We start from the raw sequence: 10,379 nt of genomic DNA, 5'->3' as shown, positions 1-10,379 counted from the left end.
GCTCCGTCAGGCTTTCGCCCATTGCGGAAGATTCCCTACTGCTGCCTCCCGTAGGAGTCTGGGCCGTGTCTCAGTCCCAGTGTGGCCGTTCACCCTCTCAGGTCGGCTACGCATCGTCGCCTTGGTGGGCCGTTACCCCACCAACTAGCTAATGCGCCGCAGGCCCATCCCCAAGTGACAGATTGCTCCGTCTTTCATTATTCCACAATGCTGCGAAATAAATTATCCGGTATTAGCTACCGTTTCCGGTAGTTATCCCAGTCTTGAGGGCAGGTTGCCTACGTGTTACTCACCCGTCCGCCGCTAACCTTCAGGAGTGCAAGCACTCCTTCAAGTCCGCTCGACTTGCATGTATTAGGCACGCCGCCAGCGTTCGTCCTGAGCCAGGATCAAACTCTCCAATAAAGTTTGACTTGCTCATTTCTTAACTGACGAGAATTTGTTCAATTCTCTATTTCAACGTCCCACCAAAGTGGTTCGTTTTACTCACTCGTTGTTCAGTTTTCAAAGATCAACTTCTTCGTTACCGACGAATCTCGTTCGCACCAGCAACTTTTATATCTTATCATATCCGCTCGATCGTAGCAAGCTTTTTTTGAATTTATTTTTCAAATTCATTTCGGCTTGTTATCTCAAGCGTTTGTTTCGACCGTATTTCTTGGCCGGAAATATAATATACCATGCACAGATCTTGAATGCAAGTCTTTTTTTAAAAGATTTTTTCATAGAATGCTCTCTATCTAATATAGTGTAGCTGACAGAAAAGAAAGAGCTCAATGTTTTCTGCTCTTGATGACATGTCTACTTGGTCACTGAACATTTCTATAATAATACGACTAACTTAAATCTCAGATTCAAAAACGTCCCGCTTTATGTGCATCCATAGGAGAATGTCTGAGTAAGCTACCAACTTTCCTTAACCGTTCATGAGTCATACGCATCATTTTTATCTTATCAATCAACTATATCTACATTTCAGAAATCAAAAACGAAGGCTCCGGATAGATACCCGAAGCCTTCGCTCTATTTATTCATTATATTAAAGAGTTTATTCCGAAACTATTCGGCACCGAGGAAAGCGTACCGGATCAAGATGATCACAAACAGGATCCACATCAGCCAATGCACCTTAGTATCTGTGCGTCCGATCAACTTGCCGAATACCGCCAGGATGACATAAGCAATGATACCGGCAGAGATGCCGTTAGCGATACCGCCAGTAAAAGGCATCAGGATGATGGTCAAGAATGCCGGGAATGCCTGCATGAAATCATCCCACTCGATATCCCGCACCTGGCTCATCATCAGTACACCGACAATGACAAGCGCTGGAGCTGTAGCAGCCGAAGGAACAACCAGAGCAATCGGAGCCAAGAACAATGCCAGAATAAAGAGTACGCCTGTAGTAACCGCAGTCAAGCCAGTACGTCCACCCTCTGCAACACCGGAAGTACTTTCTACGAAAGCTGTGATTGTACTGGTTCCAAGGAATGCGCCTGCACTTACGCCGCCAGCATCCACGAGCATCGCTTTACCAAGCTTCTTCTCGCCTTCCTCTTTATTCTTCAGGAGTCCCGCACGACCTGCGGTACCAACCAATGTACCGAACGTATCGAACAATTCAACAAATGTAAAGATGAAGATAACTTCTACAAGACCAATGCCAAGGGCGCCCTTCAAGTCCATCTGACCGACAGCCAGATTATCAAATGAAGGAATCCAGCTTGCAGTGCTCAGACCTGACAGATCGGTTACTCCCATTGGAACACCAATCAGCGTCGTCAGCACGATACCGATAAGCAAAGCGCCCTTCAATTTGAGAACCATCAGGATGGCAATCAGGAACAGGCCGATGATCGCAAGCAGCGTATCCTTGTTCTCAACGAAATTCCCCAGGCCAAGATTGAAGGCACCGCCTGGTACCGGATGAGTAATATCCGTTCCCGGGTTAATGGAAGCCGTCACGATGTTGCCCAGCTTAAGACCAACGATGGTAATGAACAGGCCAATACCGACCGTAATGGCAATCTTTAAGTTGTTCGGTACCGCAGTCAACAGCATTTGGCGGACTTTGGTTACCGTGAGAATAATGAAGACAATACCGGAGATAAATACTGCACCGAGTGCGGCCTGCCAGGTAATCGCTCCGTTCGAGCTTAATACAACTGTCATGAAATATGCGTTCAAACCCATACCAGGCGCCAACGCAACCGGAATGTTAACGAAGAAGCCCATCGCCATCGTCACAAGGCCGGCACCTACTGCAGTAGCGAAAAATACGCCTTCCTGCGGAATACCCGCGCCATCAGGACCCAGGAACAAATTGTTGACCAGCAGGATGTAAGCCATGGTCATAAAGGTCGTCAAGCCTGCGATAATCTCGGTTCTTACATTTGTTCCGTGTTCCTTTAGTTTAAAGAAACGCTCCATTGTAGAGATATCCCCCTTAAAATTAATGACCGGCAACATACAAAAAAAGACCCTAAGGAATAAATCCCCAGGGCCGTCGCTTGAAAAAAGAGCCGCAAAACAATCATTCGCATGCTGCAGGGCAGCATCCTTATCGAATAACCAGCTGCTGCTTTATGGAGCGCTGCTCCATCTTGCAGGCCGATATCTCGAATGCTGGACGAGTCCGCATCATTATATTGCCGCTCTTCTTTTCGTAGCGAGATCATTACGGTGACCTGTAGAGACTCCCGGGCCCATTCCCGGGATTATACGAAAAAGCTCGTTATTTGTAGTTGTCATGTCAGTTTCTACACATATTCTAGGACGAGACGCCCAACCTTGTCAATAACAAAAACGAATATTAAACTTGTCAATTTAAAGAAATGTTCGGAAATTGATATTCCCATGCGCACATGATCACTGAAATCCGTTCGAGAGGCGTTTCATTCGTGATAGTAGCAGACGCGATCGAAACCGGATTGTTTCCACACGCAGGATGAAATAGGGAGCACTGGGCTCCTTAGGAGAAGCTTATTGCTATTTTACCGACAGCATGATGGGTCTCACTCAGTGCGTGGGCATCGTAGAGCCCTTTTTGCGAAAAAGGAAACGTAGCTCCTACGACTGATCTTATCTTTTTTTGCTCCAACAGGTCGGCTATTTCCTGAAGCTGCTGACCATTGGGATCCAGCCATATATTTTTGGCGGTTACGTCATATTCCCTTACCAGCTCTTCATCAAAATCGCTGACAATCGATATGATTCGCCCGGTATGTTTTTTCAGCACTTTAAAGCTATTCTTCTGAACGTCACCGCCCATCGTATCGAACACAACGTCCACATCCGATAATACATCTTCAAATCGGGTCGTGCGATAGTCAATAATCCGATCAGCTCCGAGTGAAGCCAGAAGCTCATGATTACGTTCACTGGCTGTCGTTATAACGTAAGCTCCCGCTTGTTTGGCAAACTGGATAGCGAACATGCCAACGCCACCTGCGCCTGCGTGAATCAATACCTTCTCTCCTTCAGTCAGTTCACCATGTGTAAAAAGCGCCTGCCAAGCAGTCAGTCCTGCGAGCGGAACGGATGCGGCTTCCTCCCATGAGATAGCAGCAGGCTTCCGCGCCAGCAGGTGATCATCCACCAAAGTATATTCGGCATATGTGCCAAAACGGGTGGTTTCCGGACGGGCAAACACTGCATCTCCCACTTTCCAATCCGTTACCTCGTTCCCAATTTCCGAAATTATCCCGGCAACATCCCATCCCAAAATAATCGGAAACTCCCAATCCATCATTTGTTTTAAATAGCCTTCACGGAGCTTCCAGTCAATTGGATTGATCGAGGTGGCAGCCACTTTGACTAAAACCTGATGAGCTTGGGGTGTTGGCTTAGGTACTTCTCTTTCCTGAAGCTCTTCCTTGCCCCCATAACGATCAATGACGATAGCTTTCATTCTTTTCCTCCTCACAGGTTCAGGTCTTGGTTCTGCCTTAAAGCTCGCTCTTAACAATGCACCCTAACGTATTATTCATCTTATTTCACAAAAGATGCATACAATCCAAACGATTGGCTCCTATCCGTCCATTGGTTAAAGGAAAAAAATTCGTGTGTTACAAGCACACATAAAAAACCTTCAATCCCACGGATGTGGATTTGAAGGTTTTTTGGTTTAGTGCAGCAGTATAAAAACTATTCCCACTCGATCGTTGCTGGTGGTTTGGAAGTCACGTCATACACGATACGGTTGACATTCTCGACTTCGTTCACGATACGTACGGAGATCTTCTCGAGCACATCCCATGGGATACGCGCCCAGTCCGCTGTCATGCCGTCAATGGAGGTTACCGCACGGATACCTACGGTGTAGGAATACGTACGTGCATCACCCATTACGCCGACACTCTTCATGTTCGGAAGCGCCGTGAAATACTGCCAGATCTCGCGATCCAGTCCCGCCTTCGCAATCTCTTCGCGCAGGATGTAGTCGGAATCACGAACGATTTGCAGCTTGTCCTCCGTTACTTCACCCAGTACGCGAATCGCAAGACCCGGGCCAGGGAAAGGTTGACGGTGAACGATCTCATCCGGTAAGCCCAGCTCTTCGCCGACTTTACGAACCTCATCCTTAAAGAGTGCTTTGAGCGGCTCGATCAGCGTGAATTTCATGTCTTCAGGCAGCCCGCCGACATTGTGGTGGGATTTGATTGTATGCGCCGTGTCCGTACCGCTCTCAACGATATCGGTATACAGCGTGCCTTGTGCCAGGAATGCAAAATCATCAAACTTGCTGGACTCCTCATCGAATACGTAGATAAACTCGTTGCCGATGATTTTCCGTTTTTTCTCCGGATCGTCTACGCCTTTCAGCTTGGACATGAAGCGTTCCTGAGCGTCAATCTTAACGACCTTCATATCAAACTTGCCGACGAAGGTTTCCATCACGCTCTCGGCCTCGCCCTTGCGCAGCAGTCCATGATCGATGAACATACATGTCAGCTGATCGCCGATGGCCTTGTGAATCAGCATGGCCACAACGGAGGAATCAACGCCGCCGCTCAGCGCGCACAGCACTTTTTGTTCGCCGACGACTTCACGGATTTCGCGAACCTGGTCCTCGATAAAAGTCTCCATGCTCCAGTTGCCTTCGCAACCGCACACTTCGTACAAGAAATTCTTGATCATTTCGTTACCATGGACGGAGTGACGAACCTCCGGATGGAACTGCACAGCGTACAGCTTCTTATCCTCGTTACTCATTGCAGCGATCGGAGCGGATTCCGTTCCTGCATCCAGCTTAAAGCCGGAAGGCAGCGATACCACGTGATCACCGTGACTCATCCATACCGTTTGTTTTTGCTCAATCCCTTTGACAAGTATCGAGTTCGGAGCAAATTCCAATTCGGCTTTTCCGTATTCACGTTTCGAAGCACGTTCTACTTTTCCGTCCAGCTGTTGAGCCATCAACTGCATGCCGTAGCAAATGCCGAAGATCGGCAGTCCCAGATCATAAATGGCGGGGTCCACATGCGGTGCATTCTCGGAATACACGCTGGAAGGACCTCCTGAGAAAACAATGCCGCGCGGGGAAAGTTCTTTAATTTTCTGGGCGGGCGTGTTGTATGGCAGAAGCTCACTATAAACGCCAAGATCGCGAATACGACGTGCTATAAGTTGGTTGTACTGTCCACCGAAGTCCATAACGACGATGATTTCATTAGGCTTATTCATTACCGGGCCTCCCTTGATTAATGAAATTAATTATACGCAACCCTAATTCATACCGTCAAGAAAGAGGGCCCTTTGTTTTCATGCCAGTTTTTTGACAATTCGAATACATTGGCGTAAAAAGAGTACTTTTTCAGTACGGGACCACGGTTCATCATGGTATGCCGCCCGCTCCCAGCGCTGTGCAAACTGCTCCAGCTCCGCCCTGAATTCGGTATCTGCAATCGACAAGGCATTGACGTATTGGCGCATGGTCTGCCCTCTTTCTAACTCTCCAAACCTTCGCTGGAGCTTGTCCCAAACCCAGACCGAGGCCGATACGAGTCCCTCCCGCCCGCTTACTGCTATCGTTCTGGCCATCCTCATGAAGGCCAAACTTTCGCGCACGGTCGGAATTTGATACATAACTGCCACTAGGATGGGAAGAACCAATAAGAGTACGCCCCCAAACATCACAGGACCGATGGCGGCTATCAGAAGGAGTACTTTAACAACTCCGTAAATCATGGAATTCCACAAGCTGTTCCAGTACTTAAGCCCGGCAGAACCGGAATCACCGGCAAGCGGAGGCGTGGACATCTGCCCGAAGCCAAAGCCTGGGGTTGGATCGAACATTACCCAGCCTTGTCCCGGAAAAAAAACCTCAACCCACGCATGCGCATTCTTTTGTGCTACCGCATAGCGGTCAAGAGTACCTGCCACCCGCTCACCCGGTGCAAATCCGGTCACGTAGCGTGCGGGTATGCCCTCGGATCGGAGCAGCACGGTCATGGTCGTAGCAAAATGAACGCAGTACCCTTCCTTCGTATCAAACAAAAAATAATCCGTAAAATCCCTGCCTTCCGGAGGCACGGATGTTTGCAGGGAATAGGTATAGTTCTGCTCCAAATAGGATTCGATAGCTTGCGCCTTTTCATACCTATTCACAGCGTCCAATGTGATCTCCCTTGCTAAATCCCTCACCCTGAAGGGCAGCTGCTCGGGAAGCTGCAGGTACATCTCCTTCAAATATTCGGGATCGTTGTCAGTCGTACTGCGGAGTGACTGCTCCTCCGGCTGATGGTATAGAGTTTCTATGGTATAACCGGATACCGCCCTCTCGCCTTGCAAGGATACCGTTTCGGACAGCCTGTCAACGGCAAGCCTCGGTGTACCTCTCTCTTTGGAGAAATGCATCTCCTTCACGCGGGTAATAAGGCCTCCGGACAGCACGGTCTGGATGGGGGTATCTTGTTCGAAAGTCAGTGTCTGGACCAGCCTGTCTCCATTAGGACGCTCCCAATAGGGGAGGATGTCGCTCAGGTCTTCGGATAGCTTGACGGGCTTGCGGATCGAGGGATCTGCATCCCACTTCCGCCCATCATACCGGTTATACGTGTCTCCCCGCCAATAAGTCGGTTCAGGCGATTGTGCGGTAAAATACAACGCATCGTTCAGCGTCAGCGGACCTCCCAAATCTTTTCCCTGGGAAGCGTATCCGGCAACCTGAGAGGCAGGAATCGACGGTTCCGCGTTTCCCCAGATTCGATCCCCCCATCCCGTCAGTCGTTCCGCCATTTCGGATACCGTTAATCCCACACCCGCCGAAGGCTCGCTAAAAACTCCTCCCACTCGGGGAATTCCGGCGATCAAACAGGAAGCAAGCAGCACCACCAGGCTCCAGCGAAGCACTGGCAGCCCGGACAAGCGGCCGGATCGAACAGGCTCGGGGATATCAGTTCCACTATAGGATCCCTCAACGGTTTCCTGCTTCAGCTTAAGAATCAGCATCATACCCTGGGCCAGTAAAATATACAGTACAGCCCGCAGCATATCACGGTATATGCTCTCCTCCATGGCGGATTCCAGCACTGCCAAATAAACCAGCGTCGAACCGCCAAACAACCACACGGTTCGGCGATACAAAGCCAGCATATGGACCGCTGATACCATGATCGCCCAGCCGACAAGGAGGATGATGGTTCTCGTCTCCTGGCTTAAGGCAGTAAACTCCCATGCATTTCCGAATACCGAAACGTCACCCGGTAGTATATCCGAAGCATAATCGGTCAGCCATGCCAGCGGACGGCTGTATTCAAACAAACGGGCACACAGCCAGACCACCAGAACAGCGTTCAGCGGCAGCCACACCCAGCCCCGCAACGTAAATAATCCTTGCAGCAGCAAGAATAAAGCCCAGATGAATAAGGTTTGCAGCATAAGATGGCCGCCCATGTCCCCTGCATCCCGAAGCGGCAAGAGCCACTCTGACAGCAGTCCCATAACCGGCAGCGTAATCAATATGCGGTGAAGAAGCGTTCCGTGCGACAATCGGGAGACGAAAATATGGGGGACGCTCCAGGCTCCGGATATCCCGGTCTTCCGATGGCCTCCATCCCTAACGGGCGAGCTTCCCGGTTCGATCATGGCCGGCACCTCCTATCTGCATTGGCTTCCCATTTGTCGGCTTTTCATGCAAATAAACCAGCCTCCCGCCTTTGCTGAAAAACTCTCGTGCCCACTCCGGCTGCGCCTGATTCTCCAATGGACTAACCCATGAGCTTGAATTTCCAGTCGATTTTAGACGCTTTACACTTTGCGTACAGAAGATGGTAACTTTTCTGCTGCCCTCATTGAGCAGGTTGATTGCTGCGACAGCCGCACCCTGATGAAAAACCCCCGTAATAATCGCCCAATCCGTATTCTTTTGCGAGGGAGAAAGAGACTTCTCGAAACTTTGGCTCCGTACAGGATCTTTCCCGGCTAGCTGAACGGAGGCAAGCGGCACCAGCGTATTCTGCTGCTCCTTGGATACGCCTTTGCGTTCGATCGATTGGCCCTCTAAATTCGCTCCATCCATACGTAATTGATAGGGAATTCTGCATCGAATGAGCCGGGATACAAATCCTGCTGCCGCAGATACCGCGCCTTCAAATGCATCCTCCGGTTTCAAAGCGCCAAGACCTTCATACCCTTGGAGCGATGTATCCAGCACAACCCCCTGCCTTGATCCATAGCCCTCATGCGGCATGAAAGATTGCAAGCGTCCGAGCTTCGCGGAATTCTTCCAATGAATCCGGTTCATGGGATCGCCGGGAACATAATCGCGCACGCCCGAACCTCTCATTTCATTCCAAACGTTAAAGCGTATACGTTCATCTTCCATGTCCATATCGCTTCCATGTTTGGGAACCTGGGCCTCCGGCCACTCGGCGGGTCTTGGCAGCACGATCATGCCGCCTGTATCGCTTTGCACACTCCGGCTTGTCCTGAACCAACCGAACATATCGCCCCATTCCACCTCGCTATAGATTGAAGACCAGACTCCGCGGGGAACCTGGTTCAGTCTGTAGGTATACTCGAGCCTTCGCTTCATGCCGGGGAACAACAGCTTGCGATGTTCCCTGCTGCCGATCCGGTCGGTTATGATAAGCCACGGCACGGGCAGAAGGGAACGATAAGTTACTCGAACCGTCATCTGAGCAGAATCCCCCGCCTGTATGCACGAAGGGAAGCTTGTATGCGAAAGGGTGATTCGGGTTGGGCCCAGCAAACTCGTCAAAGCCCCGCCAAGCAATAGAATCGTGGATGCCCACCATACAAGCCGCAGCGATTCCCCGCCTAACCAAACATAAAGGCCCAACGAAACGGACCAGATGGCCGCTCCTCTCGACCATTCCAGCAGACGGCGTCTCATGACGGATTTCCCTTCCGGCTGCGCTGGCGCGGCAAATCAAACCTCGTAATGATGGACTCCACCATTTCATAAGGAGTTACGCCGGCAGCGCGTGCCTCATGGGACAGATGAATCCGATGGGTGAGCACAGATACGGCAACACGTAGACAATCATCAGGGATGACATACATTCGACCTGTCAGAAACGCAGCTGCCTGTGAAGCGCGGAGCCATGCCAATGTCCCTCTCGGACTAACCCCCAGGGTCACGCCCTGCTGTCTTCGGGAAGCATCGGCCACACTGACCATGTAACGTTTTATGGTGTCATCCACAAATACACGGGAAACCATCTGCTGCATCCGGATGAGCTCGGAACCCATCATGAGCGGTTTCAGATCATCCAATCTGGAACTGCCCATCCCCCGCTCCAGCAGCTCCAATTCACCTTCCATATTGGGATATCCCAGCGATAATTTCATCAAAAAACGATCCAGCTGCGCCTCCGGCAGGCGGCTTGTCCCTTCATATTCATAAGGATTTTGCGTTGCCAGCAGGAAGAAGGGGGCAGGCAGCGGATAGGTATGACCGTCCACGGTGACGCGTCCCTCTTCCATCGCCTCCAGCAGCGCGGATTGTGCCCGCGGCGATGCCCGGTTAATTTCATCGGCCAACACAATATTGGACATCACGGGTCCTGGCCTAAATACGAATTCCCCCGTATGCGGATAATAGACCGACGCCCCTGTAATATCCCCTGGCATCAGATCATACGTAAACTGAATGCGGCTGAAATCACAGCCGATTAACGCAGCCACCGACTTCACCAGCATGGTCTTCCCGACTCCCGGCACATCCTCCAACAGCACATGTCCTCCGGCCAGCAAGGCAATCATCGTTAACGAGATTTGCTCCTCATGTCCTACAATGACACTGCCGATCCGTTGGGTAACCCTCCCCAGAAGCTCAGGTGCCCACTCCGGATGATTTGCTTCTTCAGCATGAACGGATGAACTAAACAAGAACATCAACCTCCAACCTATAT

General features: G+C 50.5%; 6 protein-coding genes, 1 rRNA gene and 1 riboswitch. All 7 genes read right to left on the bottom strand.

Annotated elements, in window-relative coordinates:
* A 16S ribosomal RNA gene (locus tag PAEVO_RS25175) occupies positions 1-405 on the bottom strand; the annotation flags it as partial.
* A gap of 654 nt (positions 406-1,059) precedes the next feature.
* Positions 1,060-2,430, bottom strand: coding sequence for an NCS2 family permease (locus tag PAEVO_RS25170; RefSeq protein WP_100540230.1), 1,371 nt, complete (start codon positions 2,428-2,430; stop codon positions 1,060-1,062).
* A gap of 216 nt (positions 2,431-2,646) precedes the next feature.
* A riboswitch (purine riboswitch) is annotated at positions 2,647-2,745 on the bottom strand.
* Positions 2,746-2,971: 226 nt separating this feature from the next.
* Positions 2,972-3,910, bottom strand: a complete 939-nt coding sequence (locus PAEVO_RS25165; RefSeq protein ID WP_100540229.1) for an NADP-dependent oxidoreductase — start codon at positions 3,908-3,910, stop codon at positions 2,972-2,974.
* A 236-nt stretch (positions 3,911-4,146) separates the two neighbouring features.
* Positions 4,147-5,685, bottom strand: coding sequence for a glutamine-hydrolyzing GMP synthase (gene guaA, locus PAEVO_RS25160; protein ID WP_100540228.1), 1,539 nt, complete (start codon positions 5,683-5,685; stop codon positions 4,147-4,149).
* Between the two features lie 78 nt (positions 5,686-5,763).
* Positions 5,764-8,088, bottom strand: a complete 2,325-nt coding sequence (locus PAEVO_RS25155; RefSeq protein ID WP_100540227.1) for a transglutaminase TgpA family protein — start codon at positions 8,086-8,088, stop codon at positions 5,764-5,766.
* Positions 8,060-9,358 (bottom strand): DUF58 domain-containing protein, encoded by a 1,299-nt coding sequence (locus PAEVO_RS25150; protein WP_100540226.1) that lies wholly within the window; start codon positions 9,356-9,358, stop codon positions 8,060-8,062. Before PAEVO_RS25150 ends, PAEVO_RS25155 begins: the two co-directional genes overlap by 29 nt.
* On the bottom strand, positions 9,355-10,362 hold the full coding sequence (locus tag PAEVO_RS25145; protein WP_100540225.1) for an AAA family ATPase: 1,008 nt from the start codon (positions 10,360-10,362) through the stop codon (positions 9,355-9,357). The genes PAEVO_RS25150 and PAEVO_RS25145 overlap by 4 nt, the downstream gene beginning before the upstream one ends.
* Between the last annotated feature and the right edge of the window lie 17 nt (positions 10,363-10,379).

The organism is Paenibacillus sp. GM2FR, from assembly GCF_002803325.1.
Classification (GTDB): Bacteria; Bacillota; Bacilli; order Paenibacillales; family Paenibacillaceae; genus Paenibacillus_AQ; species Paenibacillus_AQ lautus.
This window is presented reverse-complemented; position numbering and strand designations above follow the sequence as displayed.

Bases quoted from the DNA above. Each gene is read 5' to 3' on its own strand.
- PAEVO_RS25170 (WP_100540230.1), bottom strand. From the start codon at position 2,430: ATGGAGCGTTTCTTTAAACTAAAGGAACACGGAACAAATGTAAGAACC.
- PAEVO_RS25165 (WP_100540229.1), bottom strand. From the start codon at position 3,910: ATGAAAGCTATCGTCATTGATCGTTATGGGGGCAAGGAAGAGCTTCAG.
- guaA (WP_100540228.1), bottom strand. From the start codon at position 5,685: ATGAATAAGCCTAATGAAATCATCGTCGTTATGGACTTCGGTGGACAG.
- PAEVO_RS25155 (WP_100540227.1), bottom strand. From the start codon at position 8,088: ATGATCGAACCGGGAAGCTCGCCCGTTAGGGATGGAGGCCATCGGAAG.
- PAEVO_RS25150 (WP_100540226.1), bottom strand. From the start codon at position 9,358: ATGAGACGCCGTCTGCTGGAATGGTCGAGAGGAGCGGCCATCTGGTCC.
- PAEVO_RS25145 (WP_100540225.1), bottom strand. From the start codon at position 10,362: ATGTTCTTGTTTAGTTCATCCGTTCATGCTGAAGAAGCAAATCATCCG.